Genomic DNA, 24,325 nt, shown 5'->3' on the forward strand with positions numbered 1-24,325 from the left:
CGGGCCTTTTTTATGATCTGATAGGATTGTTCTGAATAAGGTCTATATATAAGTTGATGTGTTTTTTAAGGTCTTTACGATGCGAGATAAAATCTAAAAAACCATGTTCTTGAAGAAATTCAGAGGTTTGAAAACCTTCTGGAAGTTCTTGTCCGGTAGCTTCCTTAACAACACGTGGGCCGGCAAATCCAATTAGGGCGCCCGGTTCTGAGATGTTGATATCGCCCAACATAGCGTAGGAAGCTGTAGTTCCCCCGGTTGTAGGATCTGTAGCCAAAGATATATATGGAATACCTGCCTCCGCCAACTGTGCCAACTTAGCCGAAGTCTTGGCCAATTGCATAAGGGATAGGGCAGCCTCCATCATACGAGCACCACCAGATTTCGAAATCATTAGGAAAGGGATCTTCTTTTTGATAGAATAATCAATGGCCCTAGCTATTTTTTCCCCTACAACGCTACCCATGGACCCTCCGATAAAACTAAAGTCCATACAGGCAATTACAAGATCTTTCCCTTGTGATTTTCCTATTGCGGTTCTAACAGCATCCTTTAAACCGGTTTTTTGCTGTGCAGCCTTTAAGCGATCCGTGTATTTTTTGGTGTCTTCAAACTTAAGCGGGTCTTTGGCGGTAAGCTTGGGATCTAATTCCTTATACTTATTATCATCGAATAGAATTTCAAAATATTCCTTGCTACCTATCCTTACATGGTAATCATCTTCCGGGCTAACATAAAAGTTCTTAGCCAGTTCTTCCGATTCCACAATTTTACCGGTAGGGGATTTGTACCACAATCCCTTTGGAGTATCTTTTTTCTGTTCCGTGGCGGTTTGTATTCCTTTTTCTGTTCTCTTAAACCATGCAGTCATAAGCTAAAAATTAAGTTAGGAGTACCGTTACGGGCTATAAGGTATTTACATTATTTAAATCTTCAAAAGCCTTTTTTAGGCGTTCAACAAAGGTCTTTTCACCTTCTCGCAGCCAGACCCTGGGATCGTAGAATTTTTTGTTTGGCTCATCACTACCATTTGGATTGCCAATCTGCGACTGCAAATAATCTTTCTTGTCCTGCACATAATCCCTAACACCAGATAAATAGGCATATTGCAAATCGGTATCTATGTTCATCTTAATAACACCGTAACCGATGGCTTCCCTTATTTCTTCTACAGTAGATCCAGAACCACCGTGAAATACAAAATCGATGTGGTTATGCTCAACACCGTATTTATCGGAAATATATTCTTGCGAATTTTTAAGAATTTTAGGGGTAAGTTTTACATTTCCTGGCTTATACACCCCATGTACATTTCCAAAAGCCGCGGCTATGGTAAATTTAGGACTTATTTTGGATAGTTCCTCATAAGCATAGGCTACCTCCTCGGGTTGGGTATATAGTTTGGAATCATCAACGTCCGAATTGTCCACCCCATCTTCTTCGCCTCCTGTAATCCCCAGTTCAATTTCCAAGGTCATACCCATTTTGCTCATTCTGGAAAGGTAACCTTTACAGATCTCAATATTTTCCTCGATAGGTTCTTCCGATAGATCTATCATATGAGAACTGAACAATGATTTTCCAGTGGCTGCAAAATGTTGTTCACTGGCATCTAGAAGCCCGTCTATCCAAGGCAATAGTTTTTTTGCGCAATGATCGGTATGTAATATTACGGTAGCTCCGTAGGCCTCGGCCAACTGATGTACGTGTTTTGCACCTGCAACGGCACCTTGGATGGCCGCATTTTGGCCTTCATTGGATAAACCTTTACCTGCATTGAATTGTGCGCCTCCATTGGAGAATTGAATGATGACGGGAGCATTAAGCGCTGCCGCTGTTTCTAAAACTCCATTTATGGTATTGGAACCTATTACATTTACTGCAGGCAGTGCAAAACCTTTTTCCTTTGCGTAATTGAAAATTTCCTGAACTTCATCACCTGTTGCTACTCCTGCTTTAATAGTATGGGACATAATTTTTTAGTCTGTTAGTTTTTAAAAAGATGCCACAAAAGTAATAAAATAATTAGCGTTAAAAAGGATAATTTATTCCGATGTTAAAGACGGCATTGGCAAAGTTATAGTCCCTAAACCATCTTTTGGTTGGTTCCTCTGCCGGATTATACGTTTTAAATCCTGTATCTAACCTAAAAACAAAGTAGGTAAAGTCATATCTAATACCAAACCCTGTTCCCAAGGCTATATCGGCCAAGGAACTGAAACCGTTAAATGTTGCGTCCGGATCCTCAACGTCATCAAAAACATTCCAAATATTGCCCGCATCTGCAAAGAATGCACCTTTAATGTTCCCTACAATGGGAAAACGATACTCCAGATTTAGGGAGAGTTTAAGATTGGCCTCATTAAAGTCGCTTACATTATTTGTTCTTCCCGGCCCAAGGGAATATGCATTCCAGGCTCTGTTATCGTTAGACCCTCCGGCAAAATAACTTCTTACGAACGGAATGTTATCCGCATTGCCATAAGGTACGGCCATTCCAAAAAAGCTGCGAAAGGCCAAAATATCGGACTGCGATAAATCCCAATGTTTTATAAAATCGAATTCGGTTTTTACATATTGGGAGTAGGGAACCCCAAAAATAAGTTTATCTCCCTCATTATTCTCATCGAAAGTGATGATACGAGAGAGGCCCGATAACAAATTGCCCGTGCTTTCCAACTTAAGGCGAAACTGATAAAAGTTGTTATCGCTTATTCCACTTTTATTGTTCTTGGTATAGGTGTAGTTGGAGGCAAAGATGAGGTTGTCTTCAGTTAAACGAATTCTACGTTCCTCTATGCTCCTCACATCGCGTACAACTTCTGTGTCAGCAGCTACGGTGCCATCCAGGATAGCTGCGGTAAAACCCGATGTTCCTGCCGGAATGATTAAATTGGGGTTACCTGTGGCATCGGGATCTTCATAGAATGTCTGTAGGGCGGCTTCCCCTTCAAAGGCATCTGCAATTTCGTCCAAACTGCTATAGGTGTTCTGGTATACATTAAAAAAACGATCTGGATTTACATTGCGGACAAACTGAATGTTGAGCAGCTCAATATTGTTTTTTACACGGTCCGAGGGAGACCAATTGTAGGCTAAAATGTTATTGAAAGTCTGTTTGTCCAAACCTATGTTCTTTTGAAAGCTTGTACCCATCGAAATCCTGGTCTGGGGCAACATATAGTAGGGAATCACTTTTTCTGAAACTATGGGAAACCATATTCTGGGAAAGGTTAGGTTAACGTCGCCCCCAATTTCCGAAACAAAGTCCTCATCAGCAATAGTGGCATCGCTTAATAATCCCAGGGAACCTCTTGCCGAAAGGCTTAAGGTTTCCGCTCCACCAAAAATGTTTCTGGATATGAGAGACGCACTGAACGCCACACCCACCGTTTCTATATTAGAGTGCTTAACATCCGTATTGAGGCCCAAAGAATATTTACGTCTGGGGGATAGGTATATATTAGAAATTAGACTTGCTCCTGTAGTATCTGGTACAAATTCTATGTTGGGATATCTAAAGGTATTTAAATTGGTGATCTGCCTATAGGTGCGCAGTCTGTCGAGATCTCTATAAACACTGTCCTTTTCCAAAAAAACGGCATCGGTAAGCGATTTAGGTTTATAGCGAAGACGGTTTTTATAAAAAATCCTATAATTGTCATAATCAATATACTGCAACGAATCCTGATCACTGTCAAAATCGTAATCGGCATAAATATTTACCTGTTTAAATCGATGTACCTTATACTCGGTATCGGCAAGGCTATTATCACTTCGTCCTTTTAAATCCTTAATGTTTAGTTCAACATCCATTTTTTGATCATCCCTCAATTTGGTGGTATCCCTAAGAATTTCGTAGGTGATGGAGCTTTCCTGAAAATTGTAGATTCCGGAATTCCTAAAAAGCGAAGTAAGCCTTTCACGTTCATTGTTGAAATTGGCAAGATCAAATTGTTCGTCTTTTTTAATAAAGGATTCATTGGTATGCAGCTGGTACAAGGAATCTATTGCTTTTGAAGCGATTCTTTTCGAAATGGAATCCAGTATAAAAGGTTTTCCCAAGGATATGGAGTAATCCAGAGCCCCGCGTTGTTTTCTTCTACTGGTATCGATGGCGAAGGAGGTAGTATTGTTAAAGTATCCCTTGCTGCCGTAGAATGCCTGCAAACGTTTTAAAGATTTAATGGTTTGGGAGGTATCTATGACCACCGGAGGCTCGCCTATCTTTTTTAACCACTCACTTGCACCGCGTACCACAAAAGATTCACCTAGCCGGTTCACCTGCTTTTTGGACAAGAAATTCTCTAACCGTTGTTTTCTTTTCTCTTTTCTATGAAGCCAATCCTGAAACGAGGAATCGGGGTCTTTCTTTGCAAGATTGTAAAGGTTAAGTCGCAGGGGGTATCCCAATAAAGTGCTATTGGGCTTCTGGGCAATTAAGCTTTGTACGTCTTCATCTATAATTTTCTTTCCGTCTGCATAAACGGTGTTTTTTGTAAGCAACAATTCGTCATCTTCTACCCTTTTAAGCGTATTGCAGGATGAAATTACCATACATAGCAATAATAAACCTATTTTTGCTTTGCTTGTTTTAAAACTCAAAAGGGCTGTCATATAGGTCAAAAATACATTATTTGCATGGTTGTTAAAAACCAAATAAAATTTATAAAAAACTTATATCAAAAAAAATACCGAATTCAACATGGAATGTTCGTGGCCGAAGGCATGAAGGCGGTATCCGAGCTCTTAAACTCCCATTTTAGGGCACATAAGATTTATTGCACCGATACGGAAAGTTTTAAAAAATTTGATGTTGAGGTACAGCAGATCACGGAGAATGATTTAAAAAAGATCAGTGGCCTGCAATCGCCCAACAAGGTGTTGGCCATTTTTAAGATACCCACGCCTAAAATTGTTGATCACAACGATTGGATATTGGCCTTGGATGATGTAAGGGATCCGGGGAATTTGGGAACCATAATTAGATTGTGCGATTGGTTCGGCGTGCATAACCTTGTTTGTTCTTTAAACACTGTAGACTGTTATAACCCGAAGGTACTGCAGGCAACTATGGGATCTATAGCCCGTGTAAACATTGTATATAATGATTTGACAGTTTTTTTGAATAGCGCCCAATGTCTTGTTTACGGGGCTTTTATGGGTGGGGCAAATGTTTACGATGAAGAACTTCCGGAACGGGGTATTTTGGTTATGGGCAACGAGGCCAACGGAATTTCGGAAAAGGTAACCCAATTAATAACCAAGCAAATTGCTATCCCACAATTTGGAGAGCCTACAACGGAGAGTTTAAATGTTGCCACGGCAACATCTATCTTATTGAACGAAATAAGGCGGAAATAGGGACTTATTCAAAAGTGAAGTTTACAAAAATCCCCCTGGTGCGCAATGCCTCTATATTCCCAGTCCAGGGGCTGTTGGGATCATCATCTGCCACCAACTCATCCGAAATGGCAAAAACACCGCGTATGGAAGGTGTAAACTTAAAGTACTCCAAGTAAAAATCTATACCAAAACCTAGTTCATAGCCATAGACACTTTTTTTCATTCTAAATGTGCCACTACTGTTGTCGTCCAAACTATCCTCATTACTTCCCAGGTTCATGGAGGCATATGCCCCACCGATGATAAAGGGTTTCCAATTACCCAATCTACGCGTGCTTACCTTTAAAAGCAGTGGAAAATTAATGTAGGTAGAACGTACTTCCCTAATGGCATCTTGTTCGTTGTCGAACCCCGGAAAACCCAAATCTCTTTGGGTATAAAGCAGTCCAGGTTCAAACCGAAGATCTAAAAATTCGTTAATACGCATTTCGCCGATAAGGCCCACATTAAAACCAGTAGTTTTATTTACGAGGATATCGCCTCCTATATCATCTTTGTAGTCAAACTTAAAATCGTATTGATTAAATCCAAGAAAATATCCCCAGTTTAATCGGGGCTCGTCCTCGTTCTCCAGATTAATGACAGGTTTTTCATTAAACTGGGCTTTGGCGGCAGGGCACAAAAGTACCAAGCACCCCAAAAGAAAAAAAATGTTTCTCATAAGCTTACTTTGTAGCTACGTATATAGTGGCCACCCCAAACGTCTGGGGTTTATTCTCTATAGCTATAAACCCAATTTTGTGTAAAATATTGTTGAAATCTTTGCCGTGTGGGAAAACAGCTGCGGATTCTGATAAATAGGTATAGGCGGAACGGTCTTTGGAAAAGAGCTTTCCGATTGTGGGAAGTATGTGTTTACAATATAGGTTATATCCTTGTTTAATGGGTGTTTTGGCAGGTACGGAGGTTTCCAAAACAACAAAGGTACCCTGTGGTTTTAACACCCTAAAAATCTCTGCCAAACCTATTTCCAAAGTTTCAAAATTACGCACTCCAAAAGCTACGGTAATTGCATCAAAATAATTGTTGTCAAAAGGAAGCATCTCGCTGTCCCCATGTACCATTGTTATGGTGTCATTGAGTTTCTTATCGGCAACCTTCTTTTTTCCTACCTCTAGCATCCCGGGGGAAATATCTAGTCCAACAATTTCTTGTGCCCCTGTTTTTGCCAGATTAATGGCCAAATCTCCTGTTCCTGTGGCAATATCCAAAATATTCTTAGGCTGTTTTTTCTTTAAGATGGCTACTACGCGCTTTCTCCATTTAATATCTAGACCAAAGGAAATTACCCGGTTTAGGCCATCGTAATTCTTGGATACGTTATCGAACATTTTGGTTACCTGTTCTTTTTTTCCAAGTTTTGAATCTTTATAAGGGGTCACCTGTTTTGCCATGCGCACCATTTTTCGGCAAAGATAGGCTTTAGCCATTATGTGTACACTTTATTTTGGCACTTCTTGTGTATAGGTGTAATCCTTGGCCCAAAACCCTGACAAGAAAATAAATTTCCGTAATTTTGCAGCGCAATATTTGCAAACTTTTTTAAAATGAGCTGTAACGCTGTTTTTAAGCCAGATGGGGCAATCCTATCTCGTTTTCTTTGTTTACTTTCTAATTTGGGATACCCTTCGAACATCAATTCCTTTTCTAGATGAAAATTATAATTGCCGGTGCAGGGGAGGTGGGCTTTCATTTGGCCAAATTGCTCTCGTACGAATCTCAGGATATTACTTTGATAGATTCCCAAAAGGAAAGTTTGGCTTATGCCGATACTCATTTGGATATTAGGGTGCTTAAGGGAGATGCAACTTCTATTTCTGTATTGCAAGATGCCAAGGTAGGCTCTTCCGACCTTGTTATTGGGGTTACTTCTTCAGAAACTACAAATCTTACCTTATGCCTGTTAGCCAAGCAACTGGGATGTAAAAGGACGATTGCAAGGATATCCAATACAGAATTTGTAGATAATAAGGACACGCTTAATTTTCCGGCGTTGGGGATAGATGAGCTTATCTCACCAGAAGAACTTGCGGCCACGGAGATACAATTGTTATTAAATCAGTCGGCTTTTAATGATACCTACGAATTTGAGGAAGGGGCACTAATAATGGTAGGGGTTTCCTTGCCCAAGACCGCTCCCTTTGTAGGTAAAATGGTGAAGGAAGCCGCAAGAGTATTTCCAGAACTACATTTTATGCCCATTGCAATTCAACGCACGGGTACACAATACACGCTTATTCCAAGAGGTGATACGGTCTTTAAGGAAGAAGACCAAGTATACTTCATTACCTTAAAAGAAGGAGTGGATGAATTGTACAAACTTACCGGAAAGGAGAAAAAAGAGATTAAGAACGTAATGATCCTTGGGGGTAGTAAGGTGGGAATTAATACGGCCCGCGATCTATGTGCCAACAAATTCAACGTAAAACTAATAGAACAAGATAAGGACAAGGCCTTTGAAATTGCCGATAATCTACCCAATGCACTAGTGATAAACGGAGATGGTAGAAATGTGGAATTACTGCAGGAAGAGAGTTTAGAATCCATGGATGCCTTCATTGCCGTTACCGGTAATTCCGAAACCAATATTATGTCTTGTTTGGTGGCCAAATCCAAGTATATAAAGAAGACCATAGCATTGGTAGAGAACATGGATTATTTTCAGCTTTCGCATTCCATAGGGATAGATACCCTGATCAATAAAAAGCTTCTGGCGGCCAATAACATATTTAGATATATTAGAAAAGGGGAAGTAGTGGCTATGACCCGTTTAAACAATTTAAACGCGGAAATATTGGAATTTGAGGTTAAACTTACCTCTGCCGTCAACGGACAGATTATCCGCGAATTGGATTTTCCCCGTGCTGCAACCATTGGAGGTGTGGTCCGCGACGGAAAAGGTATCATTGCTTTGGGCGATTTTGAAATTAGGGAAGGCGATAGGGTAGTGGTCTGTTGTTTGCCCAAGGCCATTCCTAAAATAGAAAAACTGTTTCTATGATATCGGTACCCGCATAAAATGATATATATTTTGTAATTATTAGCGAATTGATGCCGATGTATCTAGCGTTATTTAGAGGCAAGGAAGTTGAGATGCTAAAAGATGATTATGGCAACCCAATGAGGGGTATAAAAGATATGCAATGAGATTAAACTCAAAAATAATCATTCACCTAATGGGACTGCTGCTGCTGTTCAATGGGTTTTTTATGATTATGGCGGCCTTGGTAAGCGGTATTTATAAAGATGGGGTTACTTTAGATATAACCCTTGCTGCAATTGTTACCATGATGGTTGGCACTTTGGCCATGTTTTATACGCGCGGTCATGAGAAGGTGGTTAAGAGAAAGGAAGGGTATATCATCGTTACTTTTGGGTGGATGGTTATGTCTATCTCCGGGGTACTCCCTTACCTTTTTTCCGGGGCGATCCCAGATGTAACCAATGCTTTTTTTGAGACCATTTCCGGATATACCACAACCGGAGCCTCTATTTTAAACGATATAGAGGCTCTTCCCGAAGGTATTTTGTTTTGGCGTAGCCTTACTCATTGGATAGGGGGTATGGGTATTATTGTTCTTGCTATAGCCATACTTCCTCTTTTGGGAATTGGTGGTATGCAGCTGTTTGCCGCCGAAGCCCCTGGCCCCAATGCAGATAAACTGCATCCACGGATAACGGATACGGCCAAGCGGTTATGGCTTATTTATTTTGGATATACCGTGGCAGAAACCGTTTTGTTAAGTTTGGCGGGTATGTCCTTTTTTGATGCTCTTAACCATTCATTGGCCACGCTGTCAACCGGTGGTTTTTCTACTAAGAATGCCAGTTTGGCCTATTGGAACAATGAGCCGTTAATACAGTATATTGTAATGTTTTTTATGTTTTTGGCGGGAAGCAATTTTGTACTTAGCTATTTTGCCTTTAAAGGAAAAATACAACGTATTATAAAGGACGAAGAGTTTAAGTTTTATTCCGGATTAATATTGCTTTTTACCGTGTTGGCCGCCTTGGTCATTTACTTTAAGGCCAATGTTCCTGTTTCGGATTATCATCCCATGGTATTGGGAACTGCGGAGAGTTCTTTTAGACATGCTTTTTTTCAGGTGATCGCCATTGTAACAACAACAGGTTTTGTAACAGCTGATTTTACCAACTGGACGCCGTTTCTTACCGTATTTTTCTTTGGATTGATGTTTCTAGGCGGATCTGCCGGGTCTACCGCAGGCGGTATTAAAGTAATGCGACATATCTTGATTATCAAAAACGGGTTATTGGAATTTAAAAGGACCTTGCATCCCAATGCACTAATTCCGGTGCGATATAATGAAAAAACAGTAAGCGAACATATTGTGTACAATATTATTGGCTTCTTCGTACTCTATATGTTGTCTTTTATTATAGGGTCGCTAGTGTTGGGTTTTTTGGGACTCGATTTCGAATCTGCCATTGGCGGTGCGGCTTCTTCCCTTGGCAATGTTGGGCCAGCACTGGGTAGCCTAAATCCCTTAAGCAATTTTAGCGACCTGCCTACCCTGGGAAAATGGTGGTGCGGATTTTTGATGTTGTTGGGCAGATTAGAACTTTTTACGGTACTAATATTGCTGACACCTTATTTTTGGAAAAAAACCTAAGCACCAAGACCTACAATACGGCCTTTATCCTTGCAATTGCCTCCTTAAGTTCTTTCTCGGATGCGGCATACGAAATGCGAATACAGTTGGGATTTCCAAAAGCTTCCCCGGTAACCGTGGCCACATTGGCCTCCTCCAATAAGTACATCGCCAAATCTGAGGCGTTGTTTATAGCGGTACCGTTTAGGGATTTCCCAAAGAAACTAGAGATATCCGGAAATACGTAGAAAGCACCCTCGGGCACATTTAGTTTAAACCCTTCTATCTCTCCCAGAAGACTCAAAACAAGATCGCGTCTTTTGTGGAATTCATCGATCATGAACTGAATTTTGTTTACTGGGGCCTCCAAGGCTGCTATGGTGGCACGTTGCCCTATGGCGTTAGCACCACTGGTTATCTGGCCTTGAAATTTGGTACAGGCCTTCGCAATGTAAGGTGCAGCTCCAATATAGCCAATACGCCAACCCGTCATGGCAAAAGCTTTGGATACACCGTTGACCGTTATGGTGCGTTCATACATCCCTGCTATGCCCGCAATGCTTACATGCCCGCCCACAAAATTGATATGCTCGTAAATTTCATCAGAAACTACAAAAATACCAGGATGTTTTCTCAATACTACAGCCAGTCCTTCCAATTCTTCCTTGCTGTAAACGGAACCACTGGGATTGCAGGGAGAGCTAAACCACAACATTTTTGTCTTTGGGGTAATTGCCTGTTCCAACTGCTCCGGGGTCATTTTAAAGTCGGTATCGATGCTTGTGGGTACCTGCACGGGTACTCCTTCGGCGATTTTTACAATATCGCTATAGCTCACCCAGAAAGGTGCTGGCAAGATTACTTCATCCCCTTTGTTGAGCATTACCATGGCCACATTGGCCAGCGATTGCTTAGCACCGGTAGAGACCACGATCTGATCAATGCCATAGTCTAAATTGTTATCTCGCTTAAACTTATTTGAAATAGCCTTTTTTAAGTCGGCATAACCGTCAACGGGGGAGTAACTGCTGTAATTCTGATCAACAGCTTCCTTAGCGGCTTCTTTTACAAAGTCGGGGATATTAAAATCGGGTTCCCCAAGACTAAGTCCAATGATATCTTTTCCTTCATTTCTTAATTCCCTCGCTTTTGCGGCCATAGCCAGCGTGGCCGAGGTAGACATGTTATTGATTCTTTCGGATAAATGGTTGCTCATTTTACTCTATAAATTTACTGGTATTGTAACGCAGGCTTTTTGCCTAATTCCTTTAAGTGTTTGAAGTGCGAAATTATAGCTTTTCTAGTAGTTTTATACTCGTTGTAGGGTAAATTAAATTCTTTTGCCGTCTGTTTAACAATTTTGGAAATTTTTGTGTAATGGACGTGACTGATATTGGGAAAGATATGATGTTCTACCTGATGATTCAATCCGCCGGTAAACCAGTTTACTAACCTGTTTTTGGTTCCAAAATTTACTGTGGTGAACAATTGATGTATGGCCCAAGTATTCTTCATGGTACCATTTTCTTCGGGCAGGAAGGTTTCTGCCTCGTCCACAACGTGGGCCAACTGAAAAACAACGCTGAGTATAACACCGGCAACATAGTGCATAATAAAAAAGCCCAGTAAGATTTTCCACCACGCTATATCCATAATTATCAATGGAATAACAATCCAAACAGTAATGTACAATAGCTTGGTTATGACCAAGGTACTCCAGTTAATAGCCGGGTTGGGCAGCTTTCCGTAAGAGAGCTTGCGCTTCATATACCGGTACATCTGCTGAAAATCAGTGGTGATGGCCCAATTAAAAGTAAGCAGTCCGTATAGGAATACCGAATAGTAATGCTGAAATTTATGGTGTCTGTGCCATTTGGCATGTTTGGAAAAGCGTAGTATACGCCCGGCCTCCAAATCTTCATCGTGTTCGTGGATATTGGTATAGGTATGGTGCAATACATTGTGCTGTACCTGCCAGTTGTATACGTTTCCGGCAAGAATGTAGATACTGCTTCCCATGAGTTTGTTCACCCATTTTTTATTGGAATAGGAACCGTGGTTGCCATCGTGCATTACATTCATACCAACGCCGGCCATACCCACACCCATAGTGATGGTCAACAATAAATTGGCCCAATTAGGCAAGCTTAAGGTCAACATAATGAAATATGGGGCAAGGAAAATAGCGAACATAATCGCTGTTTTTAAATGTAGCCGCCAATTACCGGTTTTTTTTATCTTTTTCTCCTTAAAATAATCGTTTACCCTATTGTTCAAGGTTTTGAAAAATTGGGCAGAATCCTTTCTGGAAAATCGAATGGTCCCTTTACTCATAACTACATGTTTTTTGTAAATATAACGGATTTCATTTCGTATTAATTATAACTGGGGCCAAAAAGGAAATTTTTATGGATCATAAAGTATTATTTTTGACGAAAGCAAAGGTACATATGAAAGCCGAGATAATTTTTAAATATTTCCCAAATTTATCCGAATTACAGCAAACCCAGTTTCGGCAATTGGAAAATCTGTACCAAGATTGGAACCAGAAAATCAATGTTGTCTCCAGAAAGGATATCGATGAGTTGTATTTAAGGCATGTTTTGCACTCCTTAGGTATCGCCAAGTTGCAGCAATTTTTACCTGGAGCATCAGTTTTGGATGTTGGTACCGGTGGCGGATTTCCTGGCATACCTTTGGCTTTACTGTTCCCAGAAACTCAATTTACATTGGTAGACGCCATTGGCAAAAAGATAAAAGTTGTGGAAGAGGTTGCGGAAGGTCTAAGGCTTACCAATGTAACCTCGCTGCATACGCGGGTAGAGGACTTGGACCAGCAATACGATTTTGTTGTAAGTAGGGCAGTGGCTGCCATGCCCACTTTTGTACGTTGGGTAAAGGGCCGTATAAAGAAAACCTCCCGGCATGATCGTAAAAATGGGATATTATATTTAAAAGGAGGAGAATTGACCGAAGAACTAAAGAATTATAGAACCGCTGAGATATATAATTTGTCCAACTACTTTAAGGAGGACTTCTTTGAGACTAAAAAGATAGTCTATTTACCTGTAAAATTTAAGGGCTAATTAAAGAACCAACATACGATAGTAGGCTTTTCTATACTTTCTGCCATAGCTGCGCATATGGGCCCAGATATGTATATAAAGACAGGTTAAGTTGATTTTAGACCTCTTGTAAAAATTGTTCCTGTTCATCATCTTCTTCAAGTTTTATAGTACAAAGTACGGTATATTACTTTTAATTTACAATTACTTAACGTTAAATTTACATTGATATTGCGCTATGCAGTAAATTTAAATTGTAAAATATTGATAATTAGCTTGTTAATATAAATTTGTAAAGCAGATTCTGTGTGTTAGTTTTACCGTTTAAATCTAGAATACCGGATGAACCAAGAGGTTTCTACGCAATACGGAGGTTGCATAAAAGAAAGCCCGTACCTTCATAAAAGGTACGGGCTTTAGAAATGTATGTTTAGAGACTTCTTCTAACCTAGAAACGGATAGCGGTAGTCTTCCGGGGTCACAAATGTTTCCTTAATAAGTCGTGGGGACACCCAGCGAAGGAGATTTTGTGCAGAGCCTGCCTTATCATTAGTGCCAGATGCCCTGGCACCTCCAAACGGCTGCTGACCTACGACCGCGCCGGTGGGTTTGTCATTAATATAAAAGTTGCCGGCACAATTTTGTAAGGCTTTTGTGGCTTGGTCTATGGCATAACGATCTGTGGACAATACCGCACCAGTTAGGGCGTATTCCGAGGTGGCATCTACTAATTTTAGTGTTTCTGACCATTCCTTATCGTCATAAATATATACGGTAACCACGGGTCCGAACAATTCGGTCTCCATGGTAGTATAGTTGGGATCGGTGGTTAATATTACGGTAGGCTCTATAAAATATCCTTTGGATTTATCATGACCTCCCCCGGCAACGATCGTTGCGTTTTTATCATTTTTTGCCTGATCGATATATTTCGCCAACTTATCAAAAGAACCCTCATGGATAACTGCCGTAACGAAGTTCGACATGTCTTCTGGAGATCCGGGAGGATTGAAGGATTCTACATCCGCCTTTACAAAATCGAGAATTTCCTGTGCGTTGGATTTTGGTAGATATACCCTAGAGGCCGCACTACATTTCTGTCCCTGAAACTCAAAAGCCCCTCTAACAATAGCGGTAGCTACTTGTTTGGAATTGGCAGACGTATGGGCTAAAATAAAATCCTTGCCACCAGTTTCCCCAACAATTTTGGGATACGTCTTATAGTTATGGATGTTTAGACCAATCTGTTTCCAAAGCTCTTTAAAAACATAAGTAGAACCCGTAAAGTGAATGCCTGCGAAGTCGCTATTGGCCAAAACTGTATCCGTAATCATTACAGGGTCGCCGTAGACCACATTGATCACCCCATCGGGTAGGCCTGCCTCTTTTAGGACATCAACAATAATCTTGGCAGAGAATATTTGACTGTCACTTGGTTTCCAAACTACCACATTACCCATCATGGCCGCACTGGTAGGCAGGTTTCCGGCTATTGCCGTAAAATTGAAGGGTGTAATTGCATAGACGAAACCTTCCAGTGGACGGTACTCAACCCTATTCCATATACCCTCGGCAGAGTCTGGCTGTTCCTCATAGATTTGAGACATATATTCTACATTAAACCGTAGAAAATCTATGAACTCGCAAGCTGCATCGATTTCCGCTTGATGTACAGTTTTAGATTGCGCTATCATGGTAGCCGCATTAATTTTGGCCCTATATGGTCCGGCGATAAGTTCCGCCGCCTTTAAGAATATGGCCGCACGTTGCTCCCACGTAAGGTTTGCCCATTGGTTCCTTGCCTCCAAGGCTGTGGAAATGGCCTGGTCAATATGTTTTTTTTCCGCTAAGTGATATTGTCCTACCACGTGTTTATGGTCATGCGGTGGGGTTATGGATTTAGTATTTCCAGTTCTTATCTCCTCACCATCTATATACATTGGAATATCTGTCTCCCCGTTAAAATATTGCTTGTATTGTTTTAGCACGGACTCTCGCTCCGGAGTTCCTGGTGCATAGCTTTTAATGGGTTCATTAAAAGCGGTTGGGACCTGAAAAAATCCTTTACCCATAATATAATATCTTTATAAAAATTAGTCGCTGCAAAGGTACTAAAACCAATGTGCTTAAAAAACAAAATATGGGTCGAAAATGATTAGTTCAGTGCAAAGGGTGCACTAAATTTGAAAGTAGGAATATATACTCGGAATCTTTCGGTAGAACTTAAACTCACCATGTTAAAATGGCCCTTCATGGCACCTATGGGAGAGCCCAGTAAACAACCCGAACTATAGGTGTACGATTCCCCTGGCTTTATAACCGGTTTTTTGCCGATAACACCTTCGCCGTCCACTATTTCCAAATCGTTGAGCGCATCGTATATCTGCCAATGCCTGGAAGTTAGCTGCACCGAGTTCTTGCTTTGATTCTCAATGGTTATGGTATAACCAAAAGCAAAGTGCATCTTGTAGTTTTTGAAGAATGTGCCTTCAAAACTTGTATTCACGGAAACCTTAATGCCCTTGGTAACTTGTGTAATCATATATTAATAAGTTAACATGCTTCCTGCCAATAGGATAGCTACTGAAAACGTTGCTAAAATAAAAAAAATAGTGTTCAGTAATGTATATTTAACAATAGTTTTAAATCTACCTTCGCTATAAAACCTTCGCATCGATTTATATAGATAGAAGGAGAAAACAAAAATAAATATCCATCCACTAAATACATCAAAAATAGCATCGATTAAAAAGCTAATAATGAGCAAGATAAACAACAGGGATTGATTATGGAAACTAAAAATGAGATGATCGGTGTAATTATATTTTTTTCTGACGTACATCAACCAAATAAACAGCGCAAAGACTGGTAAAAAGAAAAATATTACAAACGGAAGTTTGGAGATCATGGCACTTATAAAACTACCAGGTCTTTGGGTAGCCCGTAAAAAACTCTTTGTTGCGTTAAAGGCCAGTCTGTTTTCAAAACTTGCCTCTACCCCATATTTTTGATGTACTGCTCCAAAATCATACAATTTTTCTTTTCTTATGAGGGTGCTAAAGAAATCTTGTTTTTGTTGAAAGCGTTCCGATATGGATGGGTTGTCTTTTACGGTGCCATAGAAGGTATTTGGAGAAGCCAGAATCAATGAGTCCCTTAAGTTTGTCTGGTCGGTTAACTTCTCGGATAACTGCAAGGAATCTAAAGTATTTTGCGCTACTTCGGCTTCCCCAGAACTTCCAACATTAAAACTTAAATCACCTATCACCTCATCGGCCAATAGTATGCTGGCGTTGTCATTTTCGGTAACACCCAGTCGGTCCAAAGAAGTAAAGTCATTGGAAAAACTGAGCATCAAAAAATAGATGATCGCCAAACTCAGCAGAAAGCGGTACGGATTAGTGTAAGACACCCGCTTGCCTTTTACATAATCGGCGGTGATTCTTCCGGGTCTCAGCAATAGGGCGGACAATGTCTTCAATAATTTGGAATCATAGGATATGATATTGGCGAAAAACTCGTCAACGAGGTCGGTTATAGAAAGTTTTTTGGTGCTATTTATTTGAGAGCAGTTGGGGCAGTACTTGTCGCTTACGTCCAAGGGATGGCTACAATTAAGGCATTCCGTCCCCCTATATTTCAGCTTATATCTGCCTTTAGATGTTAATGTTGGTTTGTTGTCCATATAACGCACAATAGCTACGTATTGGTTTTAGGAGCAATTACAAAGTGTTTTTTAAGGCTAATTGCTAATTTCCCTAGAGTTGGCGGCACCAACCCCAATAACACTATCATAAAGGTCACCAAAGTTTCGGTAATATACCAAAATTGTGTAATTATTCTCCGTGAAATGAAAGTTGCCACAAACTGTGTTTAGATCTACAGTTTCATTATCCCTTTCTATAACATACTTGTAATTGTAGAAACCCTGTTTTAATTTTAGGGATGCTTCCATTTTGCCCGTATCCTCGTTATAGGTCATTTTGTTTTCATCGTTTAAGGCATAATTGTTGAATTTTCCAAATATGTAAACATTGTCCAATCCCAATTCTGGTTCGTAGGGTAGGCTAAAATGTATGTTGGTATATTCCGCTTCGCGCGAGACATCCCGTCCTTGCAGGGTACGTATAACGAAATCCCCGTTAATATCTGGAAAATAGGTATATGGTCTTTCGTGGCGATATCGATCTGTAAACAAGTAATGATTATAGATATCCCTTAATTCGATCCGCGAAATTATGGCACTGGGCGCCCTAAGGTCTTTGGTGTCAAAATTTAAAAACTCATTACCCCCAAAAAAACTGGTTTCCTGATCATATTTATAGACCAGTTCGTTACCCAAAGTAAATTGCGGCTTTACATTATATAAGGCTGTGGGCCAGTGATAGTTTTGGAGAATGGCCACCTTTACCTCTTTTTTGGGATTTACCAACGGAAAATTTGTGGCATTGATACTGAACTGAACCACTTGTTTTTCGTTAAGATAGTTGAAATCCCGACTGCGCTTTACGTAGGCGCCAACCCTAACAAGGTCTTTGTAGATAACAAATCGTCTAGAAAACTGAAGTTCGTAACGGTTGTTATAGATTTCGATAAGGTAATTGCCGCTAACCTTTAGGCGCACATTGTTATTTGGGATACTGAGTCTATAGTTGGAATAGGGTTGTAAGGTGGTATAACTGTTTTCGTAATCTATGATGCGTTGATTGTCCGTACCCACCAAGTACTGAGATTTTAGTAGATCGGAGACGGTCCAATCATAATCGCAGTGTACCAATTTATAATAGTAGTCTTGTTCATTGGCCAGAATGTCATCAAATTCCAATAAAATGGTCTCTCCCAGTTGTGCAATCGGAAACTGATCTTCCGTTGTCCCTTTAAAGACGATTGATTTGATATTGTTGGGCGGATCTAATTCTTCTTGTACCTGACAGAAAAGGGGTGCCGAAAATAGAACGAGAACAATTAGTTTAAGGTTTAAGCGCATTAAATACGTTATTTTGAAACAAAGTTAAACAAAAAGCGTACCTAAAAAATTGATATCGATATAATGCCTAAATTTATGGGTAATAATTATGAAAACTTTCTTTTAAGTACTAAATTTGCTCGTAATTTTGATAACTTAAGGTCAACCAATTTATGTCAAACGACATTCGAATAAAAAAGGGCTTGAACATTAATCTTGTCGGTGCCGCGGAACAGACTACTTCAAAAGCCGTTTTAAGCAATACTTACGCAATCAATCTTTTAGATTTTCACGGATTAACTCCAAAAATGTTATTGAAACAAGGTGCCGAGGTGCAAGCCGGCGAAGCACTTTTTTACAATAAGAACAGGGAGGATATGATGTTTGTTTCTCCGGTAAGTGGAGAGTTGATAGAGATTGAAAGAGGAGCTCGTAGAAAGATCCTTACTTTAAAAATATTGGCCGATAAGGCCCAAGAACATGTAAGTCATGGCTCGCTGGATCCTGAAAAGGCAAGTCCGGAAGAGATAAAGGGCCTCTTGCTAAAATCTGGCTGTTGGCCTTTTGTGAAGCAAAGACCTTATGACATTATTGCAGACCCTGATGCGGTTCCTAAAGCCATATTTGTTTCGGGTTATGTAACTGCTCCATTAAGTGCGGATTTAGACTATGTACTTCAGGGAAAAGAGGCAGAATTACAAGCGGCATTGTCCGCTTTGGGGAAACTCACCCCTGGGAAAGTACATGTCTCCGTAGGTAAATCATCCAATTCACCACTTTCAGGGCTAAGCGGTATTGAGTTGCACAAGGTCTCCGGGCCACATCCTGCCGGATTGGTAGGCACTCAAATTAATAAGATAGACCCCATAAACAAAGGAGAGGTGGTTTGGACGGTAGCTCCATCAGATCTTATCATCATCGGGGAACTGTTATTGACCGGTAAATTTAATGCGGACCGTACTATTGCTTTGGCAGGTTCTTCAATAAAGGCACCAAAGTACTACACCACTAAAATTGGGGCCGAAATTGCTACGTTCTTGTACGGAAGTGGCGTAAACGAAGATAACATAAGGGTAATTAATGGCGATGTGCTAACGGGTTCCATGAGCAGTCCGGATGGCTATCTTGGTTTTTATAACAATACGGTAACGGCCATTCCGGAAGGAGACGATTACGAACTTTTTGGTTGGAACAAACCAATATTCAACAAAATTTCATCTACTAGGGCATTGACCTTTTCATGGATGATGCCCAACAAGAAATTTACCCTTAACACAAATACCAATGGCGAACATAGGGCATTTGTGGTTACAGGGCGATATGAAGAGGTATTCCCTATGGATATTTATCCTTTGCAGCTTTTAAAAGCCTGCATGGTGAAGGATTTGGATGAGATGGAGCAGCTGGGACTGTACGAAGTAGCTCCTGAAGACTTTTCATTAACTGAGTTTATTTGTATATCCAAACAACCCCATCAGCAAATTATTAGGGAAGGGTTGGATCTAATGCATAAAGAAATAGGATAAGAGATGGGTTTAAAAACAAAATTACATACATTAAAAGAGAGGTATAAGGGCAAAAAGATGGCCCCAGCCTTTAATGCGCTCCATACCTTTTTATACCTTCCTAACGAAACTACCCATTCCGGATCACACGTTCGGGGAGCGGACGATTTAAAGCGTACCATGAATACGGTGATCATGGCTTTGGTGCCCGTACTGCTGTTCGGGATCTTTAATGCAGGATATCAGCATTATGCCGCCATAGAAGCTGCAAACGGTATTGAGACTACATTTTCACTTTGGGAAAATTTTCTCACTTGGGATAATTTTTGGTTAGGTGCCATTACGGTACTTCCCCTGGTAGTAGTATCGTATGGAGTTGGTCTTGCCATCGAATTTTTGTTCGCCGTTATTAAAGGACACGAAGTAGAAGAAGGGTATTTGGTGACCGGTATGTTGGTGCCTTTGATCGTACCAATAGACACGCCTTTATGGATGCTTGCCGTTGCTGTTGCCTTTGGAGTGGTAATCGGAAAGGAAGTTTTTGGCGGTACCGGAATGAACATATTGAACCCGGCACTTACCATCAGGGCATTTCTGTTTTTTGCATATCCTACATGGATGACGGGAGACAAGGTATGGGTTCATGGAGCGGTTGAACGTATAGGCACGCCCGATGCAATTTCTGGCGAAACGGTTTTGGGATATATGGCCCAGGGCAAAGATTTCTCTTATTCGGTTTCAGATATGTTCTTTGGGTTTATCCCGGGTTCCGTAGGCGAAACGTCTACCCTTTTGATTTTACTTGGCGGACTTTTCCTGATCTTTAGTAAGATAGCCAGCTGGCGGATCATGGTCAGTGCCGTTATTGGCTCCTTGGTTATGGGGCTTATATTCAACGGGGTGGCAGACCAAGGTTGGATAGCCGAAACCAGTAAATTCTATAGCCTAATGAGTTTTGAATACTGGCAACACCTGCTTGTTGGGGGATTGGCCTTTGGTATTGTGTATATGGCCACCGATCCGGTAACAGGGGCCCAGACCAATAGAGGAAAATGGATATACGGATTTCTGATCGGATTTATTTCAGTAATGATACGCGTCTTTAACCCGGCCTTCCCAGAAGGAGTGTTCTTGGCAATTTTGTTAATGAACGTGTTTGCCCCTACTATAGATCATTACGTAGTAAGAGGAAATATTAAACGACGCATGAAACGTTTAAAAAATGCCACTATACATCCTAAAACTACAGATGGTAAGGCAGAAGAATTAAAAGTGGAAACAGCATAATTATGGCGATCGATAGGGATAAAAACACATATACAGTTGCCTTTGCGGCAATAATGGTGGTAGTTGTAGGTTCGGTATTGGCTTTTTTAGCCTCTGGGCTTAAAGAAAAGATCAGTGAAAATGAACGGTTGGAAAAACAACAGAACATTCTTTATGCCATGGGTATCAATGAGAATGTGGATGAAGGTAGCGTGAATTTCATACCTACCGATAGGGTGGCCGTGGAGTTCGATAAATACATCAAACAACAATTGGTGATCGTAGGTGATGAGATAACCGAGGACAAAGAGGCCTACCTCATCGACCTTCAAAAAGAAGAGACCAATTCAAAAAAAGGGGCAGTAAGAAGATTGCCACTTTTCATAGGAGAGAAGGACAGCGAAAAATTCTATATCATTCCCATGCGCGGTAAGGGCCTTTGGGATGCCATATGGGGATTTGTTGCTTTAAATGAAAATATGGTGGTACAAGGCGTCTATTTTGATCATAAAGGGGAAACTCCAGGCCTTGGCGCCAATATAAAACAACGTTATTTTATGGATGATTTTGCAGGCGAGTCTATCCTTAAAGGCGACCGATTATCCGGTATTGCCGTAAGCAAAGGAAATAACGACCCCCTAAATAAGATCAAAGACGATAATGAGGTAGACGCATTGGCGGGTGCTACCATTACAGGGGACGGGCTTTCCGCAATGATCAAGAAAAGTTTACAATTGTACCGTCCTTATTTGGAAAATATAAAATCTAAAAGCTAAAAAATGGCATTACTTTCAAAAAAAGATGCAAATCTAATATTAGACCCTTTAGCGGATAACAATCCAATAACCATACAAGTACTTGGTATCTGTTCGGCTTTAGCGATTACCGCAGAATTAAAGGCTTCCATAGTAATGGCAATCTCGGTGATTTTTGTACTTGGGGTCGGTAACGTGGTTATCTCCTTGATGCGAAACATAATTCCTTCCAAGATTAGGATTATAGTGCAGTTGGTGGTGGTAGCTACCTTGGTAATTATTGTAGATCAGGTATTAAAAGCCTTTGCCTATGAATTGAGCAAAACACTGGCCGTATTTGTAGGCCTCATAATAACCAACTGTATTATTATGGGTCGTTTTGAAGCTTTTGCGCTGGGCAACGGACCATGGAAATCTTTCTTGGACGGTATTGGAAATGCCTTGGGTTATGGGGTAATATTGATCATTGTGGGCTTTTTTAGGGAACTATTGGGGTCTGGTACCCTAATGGGCTTTAAAGTATTGGGAGATCCTATAGAAAAAACAGGGTTGTACGCTACAGGTTACGAAAACAATGGATTTATGATTATTCCTCCAGCGGCATTGATCGTTGTAGGTGTTATCATTTGGGTACAACGTTCTAGGAATAGGGCACTTATAGAAGAAAACTAATTAGAAATAAAAAATTATGTTAGAACATATAGAACTTTTCTTTAAATCCATATTTATAGATAATATGGTTTTCTCCGTTTTCTTGGGAATGTGTTCCTATTTGGCGGTTTCCAAGAAGGTGGCCACCGCTGTTGGTTTAGGTGCGGCAGTAATTTTTGTATTGGCGGTTACCGTTCCTTTAAACTGGCTGTTAGATCAGTATTTGCTAAGAGATGGAGCCTTAGCATGGTTGGGACCGGAATATGCAGATTACAACCTTAGCTTCTTATCGTTTATACTTTTTATTGCAACTATTGCTACCATGGTGCAATTGGTAGAGATTGTTGTGGAGAAATTTTCACCGGCACTTTATAATTCCCTTGGAATATTTTTACCCCTGATTGCTGTAAACTGTGCAATTTTGGGAGGTTCGTTGTTTATGCAAGCCAGGGATATCCAAACTTTGGGATTGGCTTTTAATTACGGCGTAAGTTCAGGTATAGGTTGGTTTTTGGCAATTTTGGCCATAGCCGCAATTAGAGAAAAAATTAGATATTCCAATGTTCCCGCGCCTCTAAGGGGATTGGGCATAACTTTTATCATTACGGGTTTAATGGGTATCGGTTTTCAAAGTTTTGGAGGTATGCTAACAGGCGGAGATGAAGCTCCAGAGGTAGTAGAGCAGACCACCGCCCAGAAGATTGAGAAGAAGGAAAAAGAAATTAAAAAGGAAATCGATGAAAAGACCGTTTCCTATAACAATATTATAAAAGAATAACTATGTTTTTAGCTGCAAGTACAGGTGGAACGATTCTTATAACCGTAGTGGCCTTCATGATTCTGCTACTGCTTTTGGTTGCGTTATTGCTGTTCACCAAGGAGAAATTATCTCCTTCAGGACCAGTGGTCATTACCATTAATGGTGAGAAAAAGATTGAGGTTGCCTCTGGGAGTTCTTTACTATCCACTTTGGGAAATCAAAAAGTGTTTCTTCCTTCTGCCTGTGGTGGCGGTGGTACGTGTATTCAGTGCGAATGCCATGTGCTTTCTGGTGGTGGCGAAGCCCTTCCGACGGAAACACCACATTTCTCAAAAAAGGAACTAAACCATGGAGCACGACTGGCTTGCCAAGTGAAGGTAAAACAAGACATGGAGATTACGATACCCGAAGAGGTATTCGGAATTAAGAAATGGGACGGGGTTGTTGTCAGAAATTATAATGTGGCCTCTTTTATCAAGGAATTTGTTGTTGAGATTCCCGAAGATATGAACTATAAGGCAGGAGGATATATCCAAATAGAAATCCCTCCTTGCGAGATAAAGTATGCGGATATAGATATTACGGCGCATCCGGAAGAGCATGAGGCTCCTGATAAATTTCAGACAGAATGGGACAAGTTTAATCTTTGGCCCCTAACCATGAAAAATAATGAAACCGTGGAACGGGCGTATTCCATGGCCTCTTTTCCTGCTGAGGGTAGGGAAATAATGCTTAACGTACGTATCGCTACTCCGCCTTGGGACCGTTCCAAAAACGGATGGATGGATGTAAACCCAGGTGTGGCATCATCCTATATTTTTGCACAAAAACCGGGTGATAAGGTGGTTATTTCGGGCCCTTATGGCGAATTCTTTATTAACGAATCGGAATCTGAAATGCTCTACGTGGGTGGTGGTGCCGGAATGGCTCCTATGCGTTCGCATTTGTATCACCTCTTCAAAACCCTAAAAACCAATCGTAAAGTTACATATTGGTACGGTGGCCGATCCAAAAGAGAGCTATTTTATCTAGATCACTTCTACCAATTGGAAAAGGAGTTTCCTAATTTTAAATTCTATTTGGCACTTTCGGAACCCATGGAAGAGGACAATTGGAAGGTTAAGGAAAGCCTGGATTCACCAGGGGACGGATTTGTTGGGTTTATTCATAATTGTGTAATCGATAATTACCTAAACCATCATGAATCCCCAGAAGATATTGAACTCTATTTTTGCGGACCTCCACTTATGAATAAGGCGGTGCAGAAAATGGGAGAGGATTTTGGTATCCCGGATGAAAGCATCAGATTTGACGATTTTGGTGGATAAACCTCTAAAA

Annotated in this window: 21 protein-coding genes; 10 read left to right on the forward strand and 11 right to left on the reverse strand. The window is 40.7% G+C overall.

All coding sequences use genetic code 11. From position 1 onward, the window contains the following. Positions 1-10: 10 nt before the first annotated feature. From accD to ACEQ81_RS07955, 3 genes are read right to left on the reverse strand one after another with little or no spacing between them, the layout of a single operon-like run. The gene (accD, locus tag ACEQ81_RS07945; RefSeq protein WP_411030315.1) at positions 11-871 is read right to left on the reverse strand and encodes an acetyl-CoA carboxylase, carboxyltransferase subunit beta; all 861 of its coding nucleotides are present in this window, start codon (positions 869-871) and stop codon (positions 11-13) included. A gap of 34 nt (positions 872-905) precedes the next feature. Next, a complete protein-coding gene (fbaA, locus tag ACEQ81_RS07950) occupies positions 906-1,973 on the reverse strand; it encodes a class II fructose-bisphosphate aldolase (protein ID WP_411030316.1) in 1,068 nt (355 codons plus the stop codon). A gap of 58 nt (positions 1,974-2,031) precedes the next feature. Next, complete coding sequence (locus tag ACEQ81_RS07955; protein ID WP_411030317.1) at positions 2,032-4,557, reverse strand: BamA/TamA family outer membrane protein; 2,526 nt, start codon at positions 4,555-4,557, stop codon at positions 2,032-2,034. Positions 4,558-4,641: 84 nt separating this feature from the next. Here ACEQ81_RS07955 and ACEQ81_RS07960 point away from each other — a divergent pair, with 84 nt between their 5' ends. After that, positions 4,642-5,364 carry a TrmH family RNA methyltransferase gene (locus tag ACEQ81_RS07960; RefSeq protein ID WP_411030318.1) on the forward strand — a complete coding sequence of 241 codons (723 nt, stop codon included), beginning with the start codon at positions 4,642-4,644 and terminating at the stop codon, positions 5,362-5,364. Positions 5,365-5,368: 4 nt separating this feature from the next. On the opposite strand, the gene ACEQ81_RS07965 is transcribed toward ACEQ81_RS07960, so the two are convergent. Both ACEQ81_RS07965 and ubiE read right to left on the reverse strand, forming a co-directional pair. Further along, complete coding sequence (locus tag ACEQ81_RS07965; RefSeq protein WP_411030319.1) at positions 5,369-6,067, reverse strand: porin family protein; 699 nt, start codon at positions 6,065-6,067, stop codon at positions 5,369-5,371. Between the two features lie 4 nt (positions 6,068-6,071). Next, positions 6,072-6,800, reverse strand: a complete 729-nt coding sequence (gene ubiE, locus ACEQ81_RS07970; RefSeq protein WP_411030320.1) for a bifunctional demethylmenaquinone methyltransferase/2-methoxy-6-polyprenyl-1,4-benzoquinol methylase UbiE — start codon at positions 6,798-6,800, stop codon at positions 6,072-6,074. Between the two features lie 257 nt (positions 6,801-7,057). Between ubiE and trkA the strand changes: the two genes are divergently transcribed. Then, positions 7,058-8,407: a Trk system potassium transporter TrkA gene (gene trkA, locus ACEQ81_RS07975; RefSeq protein ID WP_411030321.1), complete on the forward strand. Its 1,350-nt coding sequence runs from the start codon at positions 7,058-7,060 to the stop codon at positions 8,405-8,407. 142 nt (positions 8,408-8,549) lie between these two features. Next, positions 8,550-10,040: a TrkH family potassium uptake protein gene (locus ACEQ81_RS07980; protein WP_411030322.1), complete on the forward strand. Its 1,491-nt coding sequence runs from the start codon at positions 8,550-8,552 to the stop codon at positions 10,038-10,040. A 10-nt stretch (positions 10,041-10,050) separates the two neighbouring features. Here the strand turns inward: ACEQ81_RS07980 and ACEQ81_RS07985 are convergent, their stop codons facing one another. Further along, positions 10,051-11,235 carry a pyridoxal phosphate-dependent aminotransferase gene (locus tag ACEQ81_RS07985; protein WP_411030323.1) on the reverse strand — a complete coding sequence of 395 codons (1,185 nt, stop codon included), beginning with the start codon at positions 11,233-11,235 and terminating at the stop codon, positions 10,051-10,053. Between the two features lie 14 nt (positions 11,236-11,249). Further along, a complete protein-coding gene (locus ACEQ81_RS07990) occupies positions 11,250-12,353 on the reverse strand; it encodes a fatty acid desaturase family protein (RefSeq protein ID WP_411030324.1) in 1,104 nt (367 codons plus the stop codon). Between the two features lie 116 nt (positions 12,354-12,469). Here ACEQ81_RS07990 and rsmG point away from each other — a divergent pair, with 116 nt between their 5' ends. Beyond that, positions 12,470-13,105 (forward strand): 16S rRNA (guanine(527)-N(7))-methyltransferase RsmG, encoded by a 636-nt coding sequence (rsmG, locus tag ACEQ81_RS07995; RefSeq protein WP_411030325.1) that lies wholly within the window; start codon positions 12,470-12,472, stop codon positions 13,103-13,105. A 422-nt stretch (positions 13,106-13,527) separates the two neighbouring features. Here the strand turns inward: rsmG and pruA are convergent, their stop codons facing one another. The 4 genes from pruA to ACEQ81_RS08015 form a co-directional block, all read right to left on the reverse strand. Next, positions 13,528-15,156: an L-glutamate gamma-semialdehyde dehydrogenase gene (gene pruA / locus ACEQ81_RS08000; RefSeq protein ID WP_411030326.1), complete on the reverse strand. Its 1,629-nt coding sequence runs from the start codon at positions 15,154-15,156 to the stop codon at positions 13,528-13,530. Between the two features lie 83 nt (positions 15,157-15,239). Further along, positions 15,240-15,626 (reverse strand): Co2+/Mg2+ efflux protein ApaG, encoded by a 387-nt coding sequence (apaG, locus tag ACEQ81_RS08005; protein WP_411030327.1) that lies wholly within the window; start codon positions 15,624-15,626, stop codon positions 15,240-15,242. 3 nt (positions 15,627-15,629) lie between these two features. Beyond that, the gene (locus tag ACEQ81_RS08010; RefSeq protein WP_411030328.1) at positions 15,630-16,769 is read right to left on the reverse strand and encodes a DUF3667 domain-containing protein; all 1,140 of its coding nucleotides are present in this window, start codon (positions 16,767-16,769) and stop codon (positions 15,630-15,632) included. Between the two features lie 57 nt (positions 16,770-16,826). Then, the gene (locus tag ACEQ81_RS08015; RefSeq protein WP_411030329.1) at positions 16,827-18,071 is read right to left on the reverse strand and encodes a DUF5103 domain-containing protein; all 1,245 of its coding nucleotides are present in this window, start codon (positions 18,069-18,071) and stop codon (positions 16,827-16,829) included. A 152-nt stretch (positions 18,072-18,223) separates the two neighbouring features. Here ACEQ81_RS08015 and ACEQ81_RS08020 point away from each other — a divergent pair, with 152 nt between their 5' ends. From ACEQ81_RS08020 to nqrF, 6 genes are read left to right on the forward strand one after another with little or no spacing between them, the layout of a single operon-like run. After that, entirely contained in the window at positions 18,224-19,576 is a 1,353-nt protein-coding gene (locus tag ACEQ81_RS08020; RefSeq protein WP_411030330.1) for a Na(+)-translocating NADH-quinone reductase subunit A, read from the forward strand. A 3-nt stretch (positions 19,577-19,579) separates the two neighbouring features. Beyond that, a complete protein-coding gene (locus ACEQ81_RS08025) occupies positions 19,580-20,842 on the forward strand; it encodes an NADH:ubiquinone reductase (Na(+)-transporting) subunit B (RefSeq protein WP_411030331.1) in 1,263 nt (420 codons plus the stop codon). 2 nt (positions 20,843-20,844) lie between these two features. Further along, the gene (locus ACEQ81_RS08030; protein ID WP_411030332.1) at positions 20,845-21,597 is read left to right on the forward strand and encodes a Na(+)-translocating NADH-quinone reductase subunit C; all 753 of its coding nucleotides are present in this window, start codon (positions 20,845-20,847) and stop codon (positions 21,595-21,597) included. Between the two features lie 3 nt (positions 21,598-21,600). Continuing rightward, on the forward strand, positions 21,601-22,248 hold the full coding sequence (locus ACEQ81_RS08035; RefSeq protein WP_411030333.1) for an NADH:ubiquinone reductase (Na(+)-transporting) subunit D: 648 nt from the start codon (positions 21,601-21,603) through the stop codon (positions 22,246-22,248). Between the two features lie 16 nt (positions 22,249-22,264). After that, positions 22,265-23,005, forward strand: a complete 741-nt coding sequence (nqrE, locus tag ACEQ81_RS08040) for an NADH:ubiquinone reductase (Na(+)-transporting) subunit E (protein WP_411030334.1) — start codon at positions 22,265-22,267, stop codon at positions 23,003-23,005. Positions 23,006-23,007: 2 nt separating this feature from the next. Next, positions 23,008-24,315, forward strand: a complete 1,308-nt coding sequence (gene nqrF, locus ACEQ81_RS08045) for an NADH:ubiquinone reductase (Na(+)-transporting) subunit F (RefSeq protein ID WP_411030335.1) — start codon at positions 23,008-23,010, stop codon at positions 24,313-24,315. Positions 24,316-24,325 lie beyond the last annotated feature (10 nt).

The organism is Spongiimicrobium sp. 3-5, from assembly GCF_046557915.1.
Taxonomy (GTDB): Bacteria; Bacteroidota; Bacteroidia; order Flavobacteriales; family Flavobacteriaceae; genus JBHEBG01.

Coding starts and splice junctions, on each gene's coding strand:
- ACEQ81_RS08035 (WP_411030333.1), top strand. CDS start 21,601: ATGGCATTACTTTCAAAAAAAGATGCAAATCTAATATTAGACCCTTTA.
- nqrE (WP_411030334.1), top strand. CDS start 22,265: ATGTTAGAACATATAGAACTTTTCTTTAAATCCATATTTATAGATAAT.
- ACEQ81_RS08025 (WP_411030331.1), top strand. CDS start 19,580: ATGGGTTTAAAAACAAAATTACATACATTAAAAGAGAGGTATAAGGGC.
- trkA (WP_411030321.1), top strand. CDS start 7,058: ATGAAAATTATAATTGCCGGTGCAGGGGAGGTGGGCTTTCATTTGGCC.
- ACEQ81_RS07960 (WP_411030318.1), top strand. CDS start 4,642: ATGGTTGTTAAAAACCAAATAAAATTTATAAAAAACTTATATCAAAAA.
- apaG (WP_411030327.1), bottom strand. CDS start 15,626: ATGATTACACAAGTTACCAAGGGCATTAAGGTTTCCGTGAATACAAGT.
- ACEQ81_RS08020 (WP_411030330.1), top strand. CDS start 18,224: ATGTCAAACGACATTCGAATAAAAAAGGGCTTGAACATTAATCTTGTC.
- accD (WP_411030315.1), bottom strand. CDS start 871: ATGACTGCATGGTTTAAGAGAACAGAAAAAGGAATACAAACCGCCACG.
- ubiE (WP_411030320.1), bottom strand. CDS start 6,800: ATGGCAAAACAGGTGACCCCTTATAAAGATTCAAAACTTGGAAAAAAA.
- ACEQ81_RS07955 (WP_411030317.1), bottom strand. CDS start 4,557: ATGGTAATTTCATCCTGCAATACGCTTAAAAGGGTAGAAGATGACGAA.
- ACEQ81_RS07985 (WP_411030323.1), bottom strand. CDS start 11,235: ATGAGCAACCATTTATCCGAAAGAATCAATAACATGTCTACCTCGGCC.
- ACEQ81_RS08015 (WP_411030329.1), bottom strand. CDS start 18,071: ATGCGCTTAAACCTTAAACTAATTGTTCTCGTTCTATTTTCGGCACCC.
- fbaA (WP_411030316.1), bottom strand. CDS start 1,973: ATGTCCCATACTATTAAAGCAGGAGTAGCAACAGGTGATGAAGTTCAG.
- pruA (WP_411030326.1), bottom strand. CDS start 15,156: ATGGGTAAAGGATTTTTTCAGGTCCCAACCGCTTTTAATGAACCCATT.
- nqrF (WP_411030335.1), top strand. CDS start 23,008: ATGTTTTTAGCTGCAAGTACAGGTGGAACGATTCTTATAACCGTAGTG.
- ACEQ81_RS07965 (WP_411030319.1), bottom strand. CDS start 6,067: ATGAGAAACATTTTTTTTCTTTTGGGGTGCTTGGTACTTTTGTGCCCT.
- rsmG (WP_411030325.1), top strand. CDS start 12,470: ATGAAAGCCGAGATAATTTTTAAATATTTCCCAAATTTATCCGAATTA.
- ACEQ81_RS08010 (WP_411030328.1), bottom strand. CDS start 16,769: ATGGACAACAAACCAACATTAACATCTAAAGGCAGATATAAGCTGAAA.
- ACEQ81_RS07990 (WP_411030324.1), bottom strand. CDS start 12,353: ATGAGTAAAGGGACCATTCGATTTTCCAGAAAGGATTCTGCCCAATTT.
- ACEQ81_RS07980 (WP_411030322.1), top strand. CDS start 8,550: ATGAGATTAAACTCAAAAATAATCATTCACCTAATGGGACTGCTGCTG.
- ACEQ81_RS08030 (WP_411030332.1), top strand. CDS start 20,845: ATGGCGATCGATAGGGATAAAAACACATATACAGTTGCCTTTGCGGCA.